This is a genomic window from Lacinutrix chionoecetis (genome assembly GCF_053604665.1).
In genome coordinates, this window is record NZ_JBSHNQ010000087.1 from 1 (window position 1) to 17,103 (window position 17,103).

Below are 17,103 nucleotides of genomic sequence, written 5' to 3' on the forward strand. Positions count from 1 at the left end.
AATTATTGAGCAGGAACGAGTAGTACTTAAGCCTATTTATTTCGATTTCGATAAATCTAACATAACCGCACCAGCAGCCTTTGAGCTGGACAATCTGGTACAGGTAATGAACAAGTATCCAAACATGGTTATTTACGCCACATCACATACAGATATAAGAGGCTCAGACAGCTACAACGACCGCTTATCAGACCGTAGAGCGAAAACCACAGTACAATACGTCATCTCTAAAGGTATTGATGCCTCACGTATTTCTGGTGCAGGAAAAGGTGAAAGAGAATTAGCTGTAGATTGTGGTAATAATTGTACAGACGAACAACACCAACTCAACCGTCGCTCGGAATTTATAATTACAAGTGGGGGTCCTAATGTTAATAATTAAATACCGTTTAACTAACCAACTATAACCAAAAAGAGCCGCAACATATGTTGCGGCTCTTTTTAATAATAATATTAGTTATCTCAATCCAAATCCTTTTGCTGCCCACCATGGATGTATTTCAATTTCTAAGCGTCCAGCTTTAACCATCGGGTCTAAATTGGCTAAACTATCTGCCATTTTTAAGGTTGGCACATTGTAAATTGTAATCCCTCTAATATCTCCATCGTCTCCAAAAGGACCTGAAATATCGGCATAACCCAAATCATACATTCTACCCAAATGCGCTAAATGTTCTTTCTGTAATCGTGCTGCTTCTTCTTCATTTTGAGTTCTTATCGCTCCAGATTTTAAAAAAGCGATAAAATACTTTTGCATTATGGTTGTATCTTTTGTTTTTTCATCGACATAGTTAAAGGTCTCAAACCCTTTTGCTTTTAAATCTTCAAGTAGCACTTTTGAGGTTTGTTTTGTTTCTACCTCTTCAATAGGTTTAGTTTCTACTTTTTCTAAAACATCAACCGTAGGGTCTTTGGTTTCAGATTTACATGCAAAAACAACGACCAATAAAATTAATAATAACTGTTTCATAATATTAATGTTTTACCATTTACTAAATGGTGTTTTACTTAATTGTGAATTATAATATTTACTATCTCCTGTTACTTCTTCTCCTAACCACTCTGGTTTTTTAAAGGTTTCCTCTTCCGTTTTTAGCTCAACTTCGGCAACTATCAAACCACTATTCTTTTTTAAAAATTCATCGATTTCAAAAATATGACTACCAAACTTAACTTCGTATCGTATTTTATCTATCATTCCCTTTTTACAAAGCTGTAAAAGGGCTTCTGCTTCCATTTTGGTAATTTCTTTTTCCCATTCAAAACGAGACAATCCGTTTTTAGACGATTGTCCTTTTATAGTTAAAAACCCTTTATCTCCATTCAATCTAACACGAACGGTTCGTTTTTTATCTGTGCTTAAAAAACCTTGTGTGATTCTCGATTGCTTGTGTGCTTCCTGCTTAAAGGCATCTGATTTCACTAAGAATTTACGTTCGATTTCAACCATATTTTACGTCCACTAAAGAATTTAATCTTATTAATTTTATTCTAAATTACAAAATTAGCAATAGCTTCTAACTCAAGAATTAATAAATTTGTGTTATGTCTGAAAACTTACCAATAAGAAAGATTATTCACGTAGATATGGATGCATTTTACGCGTCTGTTGAGCAAATGGATAATCCAGAACTTATTGGAAAACCATTGGCGGTTGGCGGTAGTAGCCAAAGAGGCGTTGTTAGTGCCGCAAGTTATGAGGCTAGAAAATTTGGAGTAAAAAGTGCCATGAGTGGTGTAAAAGCAAGACGTTTGTGTCCAGATTTAATTTTTGTAAAGCCAAGATTTGATCGGTATAAAGAAATTTCTGCAAAAATTAGAGCTATATTTTATGACTATACCGATTTAGTTGAACCGCTTTCACTTGACGAAGCCTATTTAGATGTTACAGAAAACAAAAAAGGCAATCCTAGCGCCTCGCTTATTGCTGAAGAAATAAGAACCCGCATTTTTAATGAGGTTGGAATAACCGCTTCTGCAGGAATATCGGTAAATAAATTTGTGGCTAAAGTTGCCAGTGATTACAACAAACCTAACGGGCAAAAAACAGTAAATCCAGAAGAAGTTTTAACTTTTTTAGAAGCATTAGATATTAGAAAATTTTATGGTATTGGGAAAGTTACAGCCGAAAAAATGTACCAAAAAGGCATATTTACAGGAAAAGATTTAAAATCTAAAACACTAAATTATTTAGAAGATAACTTTGGGAAATCTGGCAAATCATACTATTACATTGTTAGAGGTATACATAACAGCGAGGTGAAACCCAATCGCATTAGAAAAAGCTTGGCTGCCGAGCGTACTTTCAATGAAAATTTGTCTTCTGAAATTTTTATGCTAGAGAAGCTGGAGCACATTGCCGAAGAGGTTTCCAAGCGCTTAAAAAGTAGTAAAGTTGCTGGTAAAACCATTACACTAAAGATAAAATACAGCGATTTCACCTTACAAACACGTAGTAAAACGTTGCCTTATTTTATTAGTGATAAAGACGTTATTCTTGAAACTGCCAAAGATTTATTATACCAAGAAAAAATGAATAACTCAGTACGCTTACTTGGTATTTCGCTTTCTAATTTAAATACCGAAAAGAAGGCTAAAAAAGTAGATAAAAAGAGTGTTAGTGTACAGTTGAAGTTTGGGTTTTGATTATTTGACTTTCTAAAAATAATAGCCGAACTTAGTTTGAAGATTGATAAAAAAATAACACAGTTTATTAACGGAGACATTATACCAAATTATAACCAATGAACTTAAAAGAATCATTTAACTTAACAAAACTGAATTTAACCGATCTTATTTTAATACCAAATGGCGGTACAGGAAGAGAAAAATCTAATTTTGAAATTTCACCTAAAGAATTTCTTAGATTCTCTAAGTTAGATTTTCATTCTAAGAACAGTCAAGGTCTAATAAATTCACTTACAAATGCTAAAAGAGCAATTGATTGTCAAATTGACGACACACTTACTATTTTAGGTATTGATTTTCAAGAAATTCCGAAACAGAGTGAGAACATCGTTTCTCTAACAAAAATTAATAAAGATTTGCCATATAAGCTAAAACTGATCCAAGCTTTAAATTTGGCACCTGCATACATTGTTGCAAAAGCTAGAACTCTTAGAAATAAATTAGAACACTATTACAAATTACCATCAAAAGAAGAAGTTCAAGAATCTATAGATATTGCGGAACTTTTTATTTGTTCAATTGACGGGAAAACAAGAATACTAGATAGTCATTTTTTAATAACGGACTCAAAAAATAGAACAGATGACAACATTTGGGGATATGGCACTGGAATCTCTTTTAGATATGAGGAGAAAGATAAAAATTTTATAATTGATACATTATTAAAAAATAATCATTTAGATTCTTTTTATATTGACTACAAAAATGTTGAATATTATGGACTATTAAGATTAATGAATTCTGTAGATGACCGGTTTGAATCTTTGAAATCATTACAACTAATTATCAAATTATTAGAACACAAAATTCCAATAGATAAAATAAAACTTGAATTGGAATAATTTATGACAAGCTCTGACCTATTTACGGGAATACTCAATAATTTTCTGTACAGTAATTATTTGCTAACAACATAACATTAACTTTTCAAACAAAAAAACCAACTATAAAATTATAACTGGTCCTAATTTATAATCACTGTCCTTGGCTCGCGTTAGCGATTAAAGCGGCATCCTTTTTGCTTTTTCTGCAAAAAGATATAGTGGAAAGCGCGACCTCCCGATTTTTATCGGGAAGATAACGCCATAAATGCGTTTAAATCTCTGTAACCCTAAGTGTGTTTACCATCCCTTTTTCCTGAATTGGCATGGCTGCAAGACTTACAAGCATGTCTCCTTTTTCCAAATAACCCATTTCTTGAGCCATTTTATTTACATCTTCTATGGTTTCGTCTGTACTTACAAACTTATCGTAAAAGAAAGCTTTTACGCCCCAAAGTAGATTTAATTGTGTTAAAATACGCTTATTGGAGGTAAACACTAAAATATGCGATTTTGGTCGCCAAGCGGAAATTTGAAAGGCTGTGTAGCCACTATTTGTTAAAGTTGAAATGCCTTTGGCGTCAATCTCGTTTGCCATGTGTGCCGCATGATAACAAATAGATTTGGTAATGTATCTTTTTGTACGAATGGTTGGTGGCTCGTGAGGGACATTAATTAAATCGCTGTCTTCCACACTACGAATAATATTAGACATTTGCTGGATCACTTGTACTGGATATTTACCAACACTGGTTTCTCCAGAGAGCATAACAGCATCTGCACCATCCATTACCGAGTTAGCCACATCATTAACCTCTGCACGTGTTGGCGTGAGACTATCGATCATGGTTTCCATCATTTGTGTCGCAATTATTACAGGTATTCTTGCTTTTTTAGCACGAAGCACTAATTTTTTTTGCACTAATGGCACTTCTTCGGCCGGAATTTCTACTCCTAAATCACCACGTGCTACCATCAAGCCATCGCAATACGCAACAATTTTATCGATATTTGCAACACCTTCGGGTTTTTCAATTTTGGCTATAATTGGTATTTTATGGTCGCTATGCTCTTTTATAAGTTCTTGAAGTACCATTAAATCTTCGGCATGACGTACAAATGATAATGCCATCCAATCTACTTTTAATTCGCAAGCAAATTTGGCGTCTTTTATATCTTTTTCGGTTAATGCTGGTTGCGAGATATTGGTATTTGGCAAGTTTACTCCTTTTTTAGAGCGTAATGGTCCACCTTGAATGACTTTAGCTTTAACTTCAGATTTTTTATCTGTAGAAACCACCTCGAAAATTAATTTTCCATCGTCTAAAAGTATGCGTTCTCCTTTTTTAGCGTCTTGTGGAAAATTATCGTAGGTCATATACACACGCTTTTTAGTGCCTGTAAAGCGTTTTCCTGTTGCAAAGATAATTTCGTCACCTGGTTGCACATAAACCTCTCCTTGCATAACGCCAACGCGCAACTTAGGTCCTTGTAAATCTGCCAGTATGGAAGCATTGTAGCCAAACTCCTCGTTAAGTTCGCGAATCATCTGTACACGTTCTTTTACATCGTCGTAATCGGCATGCGAAAAATTTATTCTAAACACATTAGCACCTTCGTCTAACATTGCTTTTAATACTTCTTTTGAACTTGTTGCGGGCCCTAAGGTGGCAACAATTTTAGTTTTTTTTCTTTTTAACATTAGTTAAATATTAGTTGATCTTTAGATTTCAAGCGCTCTGAAGCAATGTTGTATGCTGTAATTACCTGATCTATTTTTAGTATTTTTTCTAAAATGAGTTTTTCCTTATTAGTGTTCACCTCACTATTAATTTTTAATAGATAATTGGCTTTACCAAATTCTGGAACCAAATGGTGGGTTTTAGTCACTGTTTGGTTTGAATTAAATAGTGAATCTATTTCCTCATTTAATACGTTAGAGGTTACTTTACAAACATTAGAAACTAAATTCCAGATTCTAAGTTGTGTATTGTCTTCCCATTCGAAAATAGAGAAAGTTGTTTTGTGATTGTTATTATCTATATCCTTAGTTTGTCTATTAAGCTTTAAACCTAATGCTCTATTAAGCAAAAAGGCCAATCTATAATCTTCAATGTTACAATGAATGCCAATGAGCGAGAAGCTTTCTTCTTCAAAAAAATCATTTAAAACGAGTTTTTTAATAGCCATATTCGATACTAAGTGAAATGTAAATATAGTATTTAAAATGGTTCGAAGCGCCTAATTTTAGGGAATCTTAACACCTTAAGTTAACGAAAACGTTGTAGTTTTATAAAGATTTTGAGAGAAGTGTAAAATGCGTGTTGGTTTACAACAACGCTTTAGAAATTTGGTTTTGAAAAACAAAGAAAGCACGCTTTGAGGCTTTTTCTTCTGCTTTCTTTTTAGAGGTGGCTCTTCCTTTGGAAACAATTTTATCGTCTATAGATAATTTAACTGAAAAGTGACGCATGTTATCGTTACCAGTATCTTCATAAACATTGAAATCGAAAGTTTTCTTTTCTTTTTGGCACCATTCAATCAACAGGCTTTTGTAGCTTATTACTTTGCCTTCTAATTGTTCTATATCTACAAAAGGCGTAATAACACGTTTGTAAATAAATTTTTCGCAGCACTTGTAGCCTCCATCCAGATAAATTGCTCCAACTAAAGATTCGAATAAATTACCGTGAATATTATCTCCAAATTGTCCTTTGGGGATTTTACTTTCTACCAGCTCTATTAACTTAAGATCACGACCGAGCTCGTTTAAATGCTCGCGGCTCACTACTTTAGAGCGCATTTTTGTTAAATAACCTTCGTCTCCACTTGGGACTTCTTCGTATAAATGATGAGCAATTACAGCACTTAACATAGCATCGCCTAAAAACTCTAAACGCTCATAATTTACAATATGACCTTTATTATTTTTAATATTCATAGAACGATGCGTAAACGCTGTCTTAAAGTGTTTTATCGTTTTTGGCTTATAACCTATAATTTTTGTAATAGTGGTGAAGAATTTTCCTTTATCTTTTTTAGATTTTGAAAATATGTTTCTAATGCTATTCATCTGTTAATTAGATATTACCTTAAATAGATGAAAGGGAATAAACTTAACAATAATTTCGATAATTGAATTTTTTGTCATGGTTTATTTCATTCAAATTTTAATCTAATTTTTTAAATAGTACGCAAGCATTGTGTCCGCCAAAACCAAATGTATTGCTCATTGCAACTTTAATATCGCGTTTTTGTGGTTTGTTAAGCGTTAAGTTTAAGTTAGAATCTATATTTTCGTCAACATTTTCGTGGTTTATTGTTGGTGGTACAATTCCATGTTCCATTGCTAAAATAGAAGCAATAGACTCCACAGCACCTGCAGCACCAAGTAAATGACCCGTCATTGACTTTGTAGAATTAATGTTGATGTTTTTAGCGTGCTCGCCAAAAACTTCGGTAATAGCCTTAAGTTCGGCAACATCACCTAAGGGTGTCGATGTGCCATGTGTATTAATATGGTCTACATCTTCTGGTTTTAATCCAGCGTTTTCTAAACAGTTTCTCATTACTGCCATTACGCCTATACCATCTGGGTGTGGAGCGGTCATGTGGTAAGCATCTGATGACATTCCGCCACCTACAAGCTCAGCATAAATTTTGGCTCCTCTTGCTTTTGCATGCTCATATTCCTCAAGAATTATAGCTCCTGCTCCTTCTCCTAATACAAAACCATCTCTTGTAGCATCGAAAGGTCTAGAGGCTGTTTCCGGGCTTTCATTTCTTGTAGAAAGTGCGTGCATAGCATTAAATCCGCCCATTCCAGCAAGAGTTACAGCGGCTTCACTTCCTCCTGTAACAATAACATCGCAATGTCCTAAACGAATATAATTTAATGCATCAATCATCGCATTGGCTGATGATGCACAGGCAGACACCGTAGTATAATTAGGTCCCATAAATCCATTTTTAATAGATATGTTTCCTGGTGCAATATCTGCAATCATTTTTGGGATAAAGAACGGATTAAATCTTGGTGTACCATCTCCTTCTGCAAAGTTTAATACTTCGTTCTGGAATGTTTCAAGCCCTCCAATTCCTGCTCCCCAAATAACACCAACTCTTAGTTTGTTGATGGTATCTAAATTTAGGTTCGCGTCCGCAATAGCCTCATCAGATGCGACCATTGCGTACTGCGTAAACCTGTCCATTTTTCGCGCCTCTTTTCTATCAAGAAAATCGGTTGCGACAAAGTTTTTTAACTCACAAGCGAATTTTGTTTTAAACTTTTCAGTATCAAAATAAGTTATAGGCGCAGCACCACTTTTACCATTCACTAAGGCATCCCAATATTCATCTTTGGTGTTACCAATAGGTGTAAGTGCGCCAAGACCTGTAACTACAACTCGCTTAAGTTCCATAAATATTAGTGCTTATTTTGCAGCTTCAATATATGATACAGCTTGACCAACTGTTGCAATGTTTTCTGCTTGGTCGTCTGGAATTTGGATATCGAATTCTTTTTCAAATTCCATAATTAATTCAACAGTGTCTAACGAATCTGCTCCTAAGTCGTTTGTGAAGCTCGCTTCTGTTACAACTTCGTTTTCGTCAACACCTAATTTGTCTACGATTATCGCTTTTACTCTTGATGCAATGTCTGACATAATTTTAATTTTTTTTAGTTTTAATTAAGAGGCAAAAATAAAAAACTTTATTTTAAAACACATCTTTCTATTAAAAAAGACTTCGAAAGTTAATAATTTAAATCGAAGAAATTCTGTTTTAGCCTATAATTGTTAATAATTATTCTTTTTTTTGTTTGAAGATTTAACATTGAATACTAGAAAATGAAACGTGTAGTAATTTTTGCGTCCGGTAGCGGAAGTAATGCTGAAAATTTAATAAGGTTTTTTCAAAATAGCGACAATGCGTCTGTTATTCAGGTACTAACTAACAATCCTCATGCCAAAGTATTAGAGCGATGTAAAAAACTGAAAGTTAGTGCGTTATCATTTAATAAAGTTGCTTTTACAGAGACCGAAGATGTATTAAATATATTGAAATCTTCCAATCCAGATTTAATTGTATTAGCTGGTTTTCTATGGAAATTTCCAGATACAATCTTGAAACATTTCCCTAATAAAGTAATAAATGTACATCCTGCTTTGCTACCAAAATTTGGAGGAAAAGGCATGTATGGTCACTTTGTTCATCAAGCTGTAATTGCTAATAAAGAAACTGAAACTGGTATCACGATTCACTATGTAAATGAGAATTATGATGAAGGAGCCATTATTTTTCAGACAAAATGTGAGGTTTTAGCTACAGATTCTGCTGAGGATGTGGCTGCAAAAATTCATAAGTTGGAGATGGAACATTTTCCAAAGGTGGTTAAAAAGTTGCTGGAAGATTAAATAAACAGACAAATTCAAGGGACTCCTGCCTTCGCAGGAATGATAAAAAAGATTCCCGTTTATACGGGAAGTAAGGATGAGTAAAACAAAGAAAAAATACTACACCGTTTGGAAAGGGCACCGCACAGGCGTTTTTGAAAAATGGGACGATTGTAAAGCACAAATAAAGGATTTTGAAGGTGCGCAATACAAATCGTTTGCCACCTTCGATGCTGCAAAAGCAGCTTTAAAAGGTAATTATTTCGACTACATAGGAAAAAACAAAACGTTTAAAAGCGAGTTATCTGCCGAGCAACTTAAAAAAATAGGCAAGCCTAATTATAATTCTATTGCCGTTGATGCCGCTTCGAGTGGCAATCCTGGTATTATGGAATATCGTGGCGTAGATACTAAAACAAAAAAACAACTGTTTATTCAAGGTCCATTTGCAGAAGGCACTAATAATATAGGAGAGTTTTTAGCCTTAGTTCACGGTTTAAGTTTCTTAAAAAAACACGACAGTGATCGTATTATTTACACAGACTCGAAAACTGCCATGAGTTGGGTGCGTAAAAAAACCTGTAATAGTAAATTAAAACGTAACGCAAAAAACAAACCTGTTTACAATTTGGTCGATCGTGCTATAGCCTGGCTTCAAGAAAATGATTACAAAACCACCATTGTAAAATGGGAAACTAAAGCTTGGGGAGAAATACCTGCAGATTTTGGAAGAAAATAACAGTTAGGTATTTAATTTCATACTCCATAAAAATCGTATATTTGCCGCTTAAAACAAATCGCTTACATGAGCAAATTAGTAATAGTTGGTACCGTAGCTTTTGATGCTATTGAAACGCCCTTTGGTAAAACCGATAAAATTCTTGGTGGAGCAGCAACCTATATTGGATTATCTGCTGCAAATTTTAATGTTGATGCTGCTGCAGTTTCTGTTGTTGGTGGCGATTTTCCACAGGAGTATTTAAATCTTTTAAAAGATAGAAACATAGATATTGAAGGTATCGAAATTGTAAAAGAAGGTAAAACTTTCTTTTGGAGTGGTAAATACCATAACGATATGAATTCTCGCGACACTTTGGTTACCGAGTTAAATGTTTTAGAACATTTTAACCCAGTAGTTCCCGAAGCTTATAAAGATGCAGAAATTGTAATGTTGGGTAATTTACATCCTTTGGTACAACAAGGTGTATTAGACCAAATGACTAAGAAACCAAAATTAGCCATTTTAGATACCATGAATTTTTGGATGGATATTGCTTTAGACGATTTAAAAGCAGTAATAAAAAATGTAGATGTTATTACCATTAACGATGAAGAAGCAAGACAACTTACAGGAGAATATTCCCTAGTAGTTGCAGCAAGGAAAATTCACGAAATGGGTCCAAAATACGTAGTGATAAAAAAAGGGGAACATGGCGCATTGTTGTTTCATGATGATAATGTGTTTTACGCACCAGCTTTACCCTTAGAAGAAGTGTTTGACCCAACAGGAGCTGGAGACACTTTTGCTGGTGGTTTTGCGGGTTATCTTGCTAAAACAGGGGATACCTCTTTCGAAAATATGAAAAACGCTGTAATATACGGTAGTACCTTAGCGTCTTTTTGCGTCGAGAAATTTGGTACAGAGCGCATGTTAACTTTAACGAAAAGCGAAGTACACAAACGCTTGCAGCAATTTAAGGATTTAACACAATTTGAAATTGAATTAAAATAAAAAAAACGCGCTCAAAATTTGAGCGCGTTTTTTAATTAGAACATATAGTCAATTCTATTATTTATAATATTTTTGTTATTTAATAAACAACTCTCAACAACACAACAACAATGAGTGATGCTTTAAAACACGAGTGCGGAATTGCACACATAAGGCTTTTAAAACCGTTAGAATTTTACAAAAAAAAATACGGAAGCGCCTTTTATGGTGTTAATAAAATGTATTTAATGATGGAAAAACAGCACAATCGCGGACAAGATGGTGCAGGTTTTGCCAGTATTAAATTAGATACTAAACCTGGAGAACGTTACATAAGTAGAGTGCGCTCTATTGCACAACAACCTATTCAAGATATTTTTGCTCAAATTAATGATCGTATTAATACCGAATTGGAAGCACATCCCGAATATAATGAAAGCGTAGCGCTTCAAAAAAGCAAATTACCATATATTGGCGAAGTCCTTTTAGGACATGTACGTTATGGCACTTTTGGTAAAAACAGTGTTGAGAGTGTACATCCTTTTCTACGTCAAAATAACTGGCAACATAGAAATTTAATTTTGGCTGGAAACTTTAATATGACTAATGTTAAAGAGCTTTTTGGAAATCTGGTTGAGCTTGGCCAACACCCAAAAGAGTACACAGACACCATTACCATTATGGAGAAAATAGGCCATTTTCTTGATGATGCCGTTGGTAAAATTTATAAAAAATTAAAAAAGGAAGGCTATAAAAAAAGTGAATGCTCTCCATTAATTGCCGAGCGTTTAAATATTGCTAAAATTCTTAGAAAAGCCGCTAAAAACTGGGATGGTGGTTATGCTATGGCAGGTTTATTAGGACATGGAGATAGTTTTGTATTGAGAGATCCAGCTGGAATACGCCCTGCTTATTACTATAAAGACGATGAAATTGTCGTGGTAGCATCAGAACGCCCAGTAATACAAACTGTTTTTAATGTAGAGTTTGAGGATGTAAAAGAATTAGATCCTGGTCATGCAATTATTACAAAGAAATCTGGAGATGTTTCTATTAAGCAAATCTTAGAACCATTAGAACGTAAAGCATGCTCCTTTGAGCGTATCTATTTTTCGCGAGGAAGTGATGCCGAAATTTACCAAGAACGTAAAATGCTTGGAAGACTCTTAATGCCAGAAGTTTTAAAAGCGATTGGTAATGATACCGCTAACTCTGTATTTTCTTATATTCCAAATACAGCAGAAACTTCTTTCTATGGTATGATTGAAACTGTTGAAGAGCATCTTAACGAGCGTAAAACTCAAGCTATTTTAGCTGGAGGAGGAAAACTATCTAAAGAAAAGGTTATTGAAATTTTAAAAGAAAGACCTCGCATCGAGAAAATAGCAATTAAAGATGTTAAACTTAGAACTTTTATAACTGAAGATAGTAGTCGTGATGATTTGGTTGCTCACGTTTACGATGTGACTTATGGTGTAATAAAACCAACAGATAATCTTGTTATAATAGACGATAGCATAGTTCGTGGTACAACGCTAAAGAAAAGTATTATTAAGATGATGGATAGATTGCACCCTAAAAAGATTGTCGTCGTTTCCTCAGCACCACAAATTCGTTTTCCAGATTGCTATGGTATAGATATGGCAAATTTAGAAACGCTTGTGGCTTTTAATGCTGCTTTAGAGCTATTAAAGGAAAACGATAAATATGATTTAGTTGAGGAGGTTTACCTTAAATGCAAAGCACAAGAAAACCTGAACGATAAAGACGTTAAAAACTTTGTTAATGAAATCTACGATCAATTTACAGCTGAAGAGATTTCGGCTAAAATATCACAACTTTTAAGTGATGATTCTGTAAATGCCGAAGTTGAAATCATTTTTCAACCTGTAGAAAATTTACATAAAGCCTGTCCTAAAAATTTAGGCGACTGGTATTTTACAGGAAACTATCCTACTGTTGGTGGTAATAGAGTGGTTAACAGAGCTTTTATTAATTTCTTCGAAGGGAATAAGGAACGTGCTTATTAACAGATGTTTATCAGTTAAACAGAAATTGATGCTTTTTGTCTAAAACATTTCCATGGAAGATAAGTTTACTATACTTTTAACTCACCATAACATAAGTAGGTTAAGTTCATGGTAGATTTGGGGCAAAAAAGCCGGACTCTCGTCCGGCTTTTTTATTTTTTAAGTTTTTTTTATAACGATATTTAAAGCTGCATTTTAACTAATTGAGTTATAACCTATTCGGCGTTATCGACAAAATGCATTTAATCAGATATTTTTACCATTTATCTAAAAAAACAATAATATTAAAAAAGTCTTCGTTATATTTGAACTTACCATAACATAAGTAGGTTAAGTTCATGGTAGATTTGGGGCAAAAAAGGTGAACTCTCGTTCACCTTTTTTATTTGCCCAAAATTGAGATTTCGATTATAAAATTTCATTTTTAAGCATAAAAAAAACAGATTCTTTCGAATCTGCTTTTGTAATTTATAAAAGTTATAAATTATTTCGCTTCTGCGTAACGTCTCTCTACTTCGTTCCAGTTTATCACTTTAAAGAAAGCGTCTATATAATCTGGTCTTTTGTTTTGATATTTTAAATAATAAGCATGTTCCCAAACGTCTAACCCTAAAATTGGAGTTCCTCCACAGCCTACTTTAGGCATTAATGGATTGTCTTGATTTGGTGTAGAGCATACCTCTACTTTTCCGCCTTTGTGTACACACAACCATGCCCAACCAGAGCCAAATTGTGTAGCAGCAGCTTTGCTAAAAGCATCTTTAAAAGCGTCAACAGATTTAAACTCTTCTTCGATAGCATCTTTTAATTCTCCAGATAAACGCCCTTTATCTTCTGGATTCATTACCTCCCAAAATAGTGAGTGATTGTAAAACCCTCCACCATTGTTTCTAACTGCTTTATTATCCTTGTCAAGATTTACAAGGATATTTTCTATTGTTTTTCCCTCTAAATCTGTGCCTTCAATAGCAGCATTTAATTTATCTGTATAACCTTGATGGTGTTTTGTGTGGTGTATTTCCATGGTACGCGCATCTATATTTGGTTCTAAAGCGTCGTATGCATATTTTAATTTCGGTAATTCGAAAGCCATAATTTTTGTGTTTTTAGTTAATAATTCTATGAACGTAAATTTAACACTTTAACATTTCAATTAAAAATTAAAACAATGTTATGTCTGCTGTTTTAATAATACTTTAACATCGAAGTGTAGAAATGATTTATTTTCTTGCTAAAAAACCAAAATTTAAATAGTCTTAAAAAGATTTGTTTTTATCTTGTACACAAATTATACTATGTCTACAAACACTTCTTTTAAGGTTTACAATGCTTCTGCTGGTAGTGGTAAAACCTTTACCTTGGTTAAAGAATATCTTAAAATTCTCTTTTCGGCATCAAGTAATTATCAATTTAAAAACATTTTAGCCATCACATTTACTAACAAAGCCGTTGGCGAAATGAAAGCGCGTATTTTAGAAATGCTCAAGACCTTTTCGGAGGAAGAAAATTTAGAAAATCAGCACCCAATGTTTACAGACATTCTTGATGAATTAAATTTGAAACCCGAAGTACTTCAGAAAAAATCTAAAGCCATTTTAAATACCATCATGCACAATTATGCTGCGTTCGATATTTCGACCATTGATGGTTTTAATCACAGATTAATTAGAACTTTTGCTCACGATTTAAAATTACCCCTAAATTTTGAAGTAGAATTAGATACAGATGCCTTGTTAAGCGAAGCTGTAGATAGGCTAATCTCAAAAGCAGGAACCAATAGAGAACTAACAAAGGTGCTTGTTGATTTTGCCATAGAAAAAGCCGATGATGATAAAAGCTGGGATGTTGCTCTGGATTTTAATAAGATTGCAAAACTATTAACCAAAGAAACCGATTTAAAATTTGTAAAAACTTTAGAAAATAAATCGCTCGAGGATTTTAAAAAAATAAAATCAACCTTACAAAATAGAATAAAGCAGGTAGAAGACGAGTGCATTGCCATTGCAGATAAAGCTTTGAGTTTAATTGAAAGTAGTAATATACCTTATAATCATTTTAGTTATTCAGATTTGCCAAATCATTTTTTAAAAATGAAAGCCTTAAAAATTAAAGATTTAAATTTTGAAGGCAGGCTGGCACAAAATATTGAAAAGGAAAAATATTACGGTGGCAAAGCCACAACCGAAACCAAACAACATATTGACCATATTATAGAAGAACTAAAAGCTTTATTTTATGCTTCTCAATCATTACCAGAGCGCTATTTATTACCAATTGCCATTTATAAAAATCTCACGCCTTTATCTGTATTAACAGCAATTAATAAAGAATTAACTGCGATAAAAGAGGAAGAAAACAAAATGCTTATTAGCGAATTTAACGCTATTATTAGTAAAGAAATAAAAAACCAGCCCACACCATTTATATATGAACGTATGGGAGAAAAGTTTAAGCATTACTTTGTTGATGAGTTTCAAGACACCTCGCAATTGCAATGGGAGAATTTAATTCCGTTGGTAAATAATACACTGTCTGGAGAAAATATAAAAGGAGAAAAAGGCTCAGCAATGATTGTTGGTGATGCTAAACAGGCTATCTATCGCTGGCGAGGCGGCAAAGCCGAACAGTTTATGGCTTTATTTAACAAGACTTCGATACCGTTTTTTGTTCCTCAAGAAGTAAGAAATTTAGAGTCTAATTATAGAAGTCTGGAAACAATAATAAATTTCAACAACGCCTTCTTTAAGCATATTGCTTCGCAAGCTTTTAGCATAGAAGATTATGGAAGTTTATATACACAATCTCACCAAAAATCATCTAACAGTACAATAGGTTATGTGCACCTAAACTTTATCGATTTTAAAAACGAAGATGGAAATGTTGATGAGGTTTACACCAACCAGGTACTCGAAACACTTAAATCCTGTCAAAGTAATGGTTACGCTTTAAAAGACGTATGTATTCTTGTTAGAAAGAAAAAACATGGTATCGCTATTGCACAATTTTTAAGTAGCCAGGGCATTAAAATTACTTCAAGTGAAACGATGCTAATTAATAATGCTCCAGAAGTACAGTTTATTAATAATGTACTCACCTTATTGGTGAACCCGAACGATACAGAATGTAAGGTTAACATTCTCAATTTTTTAGCAGAAAAACATGAGATATCAGACAAACATATATTTTTTAAAAATCATATATTTTTAGAATTAGAAGCTTTCTTTAAAAGTTTTGAAGCATTTGGGATTAATGTAAACCCGAACGAATTAATACAAGAAGGCTTGTACGATTTAACCGAAACGGTTGTAAGAAGTTTTAAGCTGGTTGATACTTCGAACGCTTTTGTTCAATTTTATTTAGATACCGTTTTAGAGTATTCTCAAAAAAACATTTCAGATTTAGGATCCTTTGTAGAGTATTTTAATGCCAAAAAAGATAGATTAAGTATTGTATCTCCTCAAGAACAAGATGCAGTTCAAATTATGACAATTCATAAATCTAAAGGTTTAGAGTTTCCAGTTGTAATTTTCCCGTATTCAGACATCTATATATACGAAGATATTGAACCTAAGGAATGGTTTGCTTTAAATCCAGAAAATTATAACGGTTTTGATTATGCTTTGCTAAATTATAGCAGTGCTTTTGAGTCTTATGGAACGGAAGGCAAAGTAATACATTTAAGACATCAGGCAGAATTAGAACTCGACAGCCTCAACCTTTTATATGTCGCCTTAACACGACCTATAGAACAGCTCTATATTATTGGTAAAAAAGATTTTAACTCTAAAGGGTTGAACCTAAAATCGTATTCTGGATTATTAATAGATTATTTAATGAAAACTGGCGATTGGGAAGAAACTAAAGCCGTTTATACTTTTGGCTCCCCAGAAAAACCAGAAAGAAACACCGAAAGAAATAAAACAAAAACGATTGAGCAGGCAGAATTTATTACAACTTCAAAAAAAGATCATAACATAAAAGTTATTGCAAATTCTGGTTTTCTTTGGGATACCAAACAACAAGATGCAATAGAAAAAGGAAATTTAGTGCACGATATTATGGAGCACATTAGGGTTGAAAGTGAAATTGACTTTGCTTTAAACGATTTTGAAAGTGCAGGAATTATAGATAAAAAACAAGCTAAAGGTTTAAAAACAACTATTCTTGAAATAGTTCATCATCCAGAATTAAAGCACTATTATAAAGAAAATCTTACGGTATATAATGAGCGTGATATTATTTCTAAAACTGGAAAAATTTACAGACCAGATAGATTAGTAATAAACGACAAAAATGAGGTTGTAATAATCGATTATAAAACAGGATTACACGATCCTAAATACCAACACCAATTACAAGATTATCAAGATATACTTGAGGAAATGAATTTTAAAGTAACTCAAAAAATACTATTATACATTAATAAAAGTATTACAATTAAGAGTTACAACTAATGT

At 33.4% G+C, this 17,103-nt stretch carries 16 protein-coding genes; 8 read left to right on the forward strand and 8 right to left on the reverse strand.

The features are described 5' to 3' along the window. The coding region (locus ACVC43_RS14870; RefSeq protein WP_452225332.1) for an OmpA family protein at positions 1 to 382 on the forward strand (382 nt) is incomplete at its 5' end. A gap of 75 nt (positions 383 to 457) precedes the next feature. Here the strand turns inward: ACVC43_RS14870 and ACVC43_RS14875 are convergent. Next, positions 458 to 970, reverse strand: a complete 513-nt coding sequence (locus ACVC43_RS14875; RefSeq protein WP_452225333.1) for a YciI family protein — start codon at positions 968 to 970, stop codon at positions 458 to 460. A gap of 12 nt (positions 971 to 982) precedes the next feature. Then, a complete protein-coding gene (locus ACVC43_RS14880; protein ID WP_452225334.1) occupies positions 983 to 1,450 on the reverse strand; it encodes a CYTH domain-containing protein in 468 nt (155 codons plus the stop codon). 95 nt (positions 1,451 to 1,545) lie between these two features. On the opposite strand from ACVC43_RS14880, the gene dinB reads away from it, so the two are divergent. Together dinB and ACVC43_RS14890 are read left to right on the forward strand one after the other, a co-directional pair. Next, entirely contained in the window at positions 1,546 to 2,646 is a 1,101-nt protein-coding gene (dinB, locus tag ACVC43_RS14885; protein WP_452225335.1) for a DNA polymerase IV, read from the forward strand. A gap of 98 nt (positions 2,647 to 2,744) precedes the next feature. Beyond that, positions 2,745 to 3,530, forward strand: a complete 786-nt coding sequence (locus ACVC43_RS14890) for a hypothetical protein (protein ID WP_452225336.1) — start codon at positions 2,745 to 2,747, stop codon at positions 3,528 to 3,530. Positions 3,531 to 3,783: 253 nt separating this feature from the next. Here ACVC43_RS14890 and pyk read toward each other — a convergent pair whose 3' ends face one another. From pyk to ACVC43_RS14915, 5 genes are all read right to left on the reverse strand, one after another. Continuing rightward, positions 3,784 to 5,211 (reverse strand): pyruvate kinase, encoded by a 1,428-nt coding sequence (gene pyk, locus ACVC43_RS14895; RefSeq protein WP_452225337.1) that lies wholly within the window; start codon positions 5,209 to 5,211, stop codon positions 3,784 to 3,786. Then, the gene (locus ACVC43_RS14900) at positions 5,211 to 5,699 is read right to left on the reverse strand and encodes an IPExxxVDY family protein (RefSeq protein ID WP_452225338.1); all 489 of its coding nucleotides are present in this window, start codon (positions 5,697 to 5,699) and stop codon (positions 5,211 to 5,213) included. The genes pyk and ACVC43_RS14900 overlap by 1 nt, the downstream gene beginning before the upstream one ends. Before the next feature lie 139 nt (positions 5,700 to 5,838). Further along, complete coding sequence (gene rnc, locus ACVC43_RS14905; RefSeq protein WP_452225339.1) at positions 5,839 to 6,582, reverse strand: ribonuclease III; 744 nt, start codon at positions 6,580 to 6,582, stop codon at positions 5,839 to 5,841. Between the two features lie 97 nt (positions 6,583 to 6,679). Further along, entirely contained in the window at positions 6,680 to 7,930 is a 1,251-nt protein-coding gene (gene fabF / locus ACVC43_RS14910; RefSeq protein ID WP_452225340.1) for a beta-ketoacyl-ACP synthase II, read from the reverse strand. 12 nt (positions 7,931 to 7,942) lie between these two features. Beyond that, a complete protein-coding gene (locus ACVC43_RS14915) occupies positions 7,943 to 8,176 on the reverse strand; it encodes an acyl carrier protein (protein WP_013869581.1) in 234 nt (77 codons plus the stop codon). A gap of 183 nt (positions 8,177 to 8,359) precedes the next feature. Between ACVC43_RS14915 and purN the strand changes: the two genes are divergently transcribed. The 4 genes from purN to ACVC43_RS14935 all read left to right on the forward strand — a co-directional run bounded on the left by purN (position 8,360) and on the right by ACVC43_RS14935 (position 12,646). Then, positions 8,360 to 8,926: a phosphoribosylglycinamide formyltransferase gene (gene purN, locus ACVC43_RS14920; protein ID WP_452225341.1), complete on the forward strand. Its 567-nt coding sequence runs from the start codon at positions 8,360 to 8,362 to the stop codon at positions 8,924 to 8,926. A gap of 76 nt (positions 8,927 to 9,002) precedes the next feature. Further along, entirely contained in the window at positions 9,003 to 9,644 is a 642-nt protein-coding gene (locus ACVC43_RS14925; protein WP_452225342.1) for a ribonuclease H1 domain-containing protein, read from the forward strand. 66 nt (positions 9,645 to 9,710) lie between these two features. Next, the gene (locus ACVC43_RS14930; protein WP_452225343.1) at positions 9,711 to 10,637 is read left to right on the forward strand and encodes a PfkB family carbohydrate kinase; all 927 of its coding nucleotides are present in this window, start codon (positions 9,711 to 9,713) and stop codon (positions 10,635 to 10,637) included. Positions 10,638 to 10,747: 110 nt separating this feature from the next. Next, positions 10,748 to 12,646: an amidophosphoribosyltransferase gene (locus ACVC43_RS14935; RefSeq protein ID WP_452225344.1), complete on the forward strand. Its 1,899-nt coding sequence runs from the start codon at positions 10,748 to 10,750 to the stop codon at positions 12,644 to 12,646. A gap of 484 nt (positions 12,647 to 13,130) precedes the next feature. On the opposite strand, the gene ACVC43_RS14940 is transcribed toward ACVC43_RS14935, so the two are convergent. After that, positions 13,131 to 13,739: a superoxide dismutase gene (locus tag ACVC43_RS14940; protein ID WP_452225345.1), complete on the reverse strand. Its 609-nt coding sequence runs from the start codon at positions 13,737 to 13,739 to the stop codon at positions 13,131 to 13,133. 202 nt (positions 13,740 to 13,941) lie between these two features. Between ACVC43_RS14940 and ACVC43_RS14945 the strand changes: the two genes are divergently transcribed. Then, positions 13,942 to 17,100: a UvrD-helicase domain-containing protein gene (locus ACVC43_RS14945; RefSeq protein WP_452225346.1), complete on the forward strand. Its 3,159-nt coding sequence runs from the start codon at positions 13,942 to 13,944 to the stop codon at positions 17,098 to 17,100. Positions 17,101 to 17,103 lie beyond the last annotated feature (3 nt).

What these genes read in the sequence shown, in the direction of transcription:
- ACVC43_RS14875 (WP_452225333.1), bottom strand. Translation starts at nt 970, where the DNA reads ATGAAACAGTTATTATTAATTTTATTGGTCGTTGTTTTTGCATGTAAA.
- ACVC43_RS14880 (WP_452225334.1), bottom strand. Translation starts at nt 1,450, where the DNA reads ATGGTTGAAATCGAACGTAAATTCTTAGTGAAATCAGATGCCTTTAAG.
- dinB (WP_452225335.1), top strand. Translation starts at nt 1,546, where the DNA reads ATGTCTGAAAACTTACCAATAAGAAAGATTATTCACGTAGATATGGAT.
- ACVC43_RS14890 (WP_452225336.1), top strand. Translation starts at nt 2,745, where the DNA reads ATGAACTTAAAAGAATCATTTAACTTAACAAAACTGAATTTAACCGAT.
- pyk (WP_452225337.1), bottom strand. Translation starts at nt 5,211, where the DNA reads ATGTTAAAAAGAAAAAAAACTAAAATTGTTGCCACCTTAGGGCCCGCA.
- ACVC43_RS14900 (WP_452225338.1), bottom strand. Translation starts at nt 5,699, where the DNA reads ATGGCTATTAAAAAACTCGTTTTAAATGATTTTTTTGAAGAAGAAAGC.
- rnc (WP_452225339.1), bottom strand. Translation starts at nt 6,582, where the DNA reads ATGAATAGCATTAGAAACATATTTTCAAAATCTAAAAAAGATAAAGGA.
- fabF (WP_452225340.1), bottom strand. Translation starts at nt 7,930, where the DNA reads ATGGAACTTAAGCGAGTTGTAGTTACAGGTCTTGGCGCACTTACACCT.
- ACVC43_RS14915 (WP_013869581.1), bottom strand. Translation starts at nt 8,176, where the DNA reads ATGTCAGACATTGCATCAAGAGTAAAAGCGATAATCGTAGACAAATTA.
- purN (WP_452225341.1), top strand. Translation starts at nt 8,360, where the DNA reads ATGAAACGTGTAGTAATTTTTGCGTCCGGTAGCGGAAGTAATGCTGAA.
- ACVC43_RS14925 (WP_452225342.1), top strand. Translation starts at nt 9,003, where the DNA reads ATGAGTAAAACAAAGAAAAAATACTACACCGTTTGGAAAGGGCACCGC.
- ACVC43_RS14930 (WP_452225343.1), top strand. Translation starts at nt 9,711, where the DNA reads ATGAGCAAATTAGTAATAGTTGGTACCGTAGCTTTTGATGCTATTGAA.
- ACVC43_RS14935 (WP_452225344.1), top strand. Translation starts at nt 10,748, where the DNA reads ATGAGTGATGCTTTAAAACACGAGTGCGGAATTGCACACATAAGGCTT.
- ACVC43_RS14940 (WP_452225345.1), bottom strand. Translation starts at nt 13,739, where the DNA reads ATGGCTTTCGAATTACCGAAATTAAAATATGCATACGACGCTTTAGAA.
- ACVC43_RS14945 (WP_452225346.1), top strand. Translation starts at nt 13,942, where the DNA reads ATGTCTACAAACACTTCTTTTAAGGTTTACAATGCTTCTGCTGGTAGT.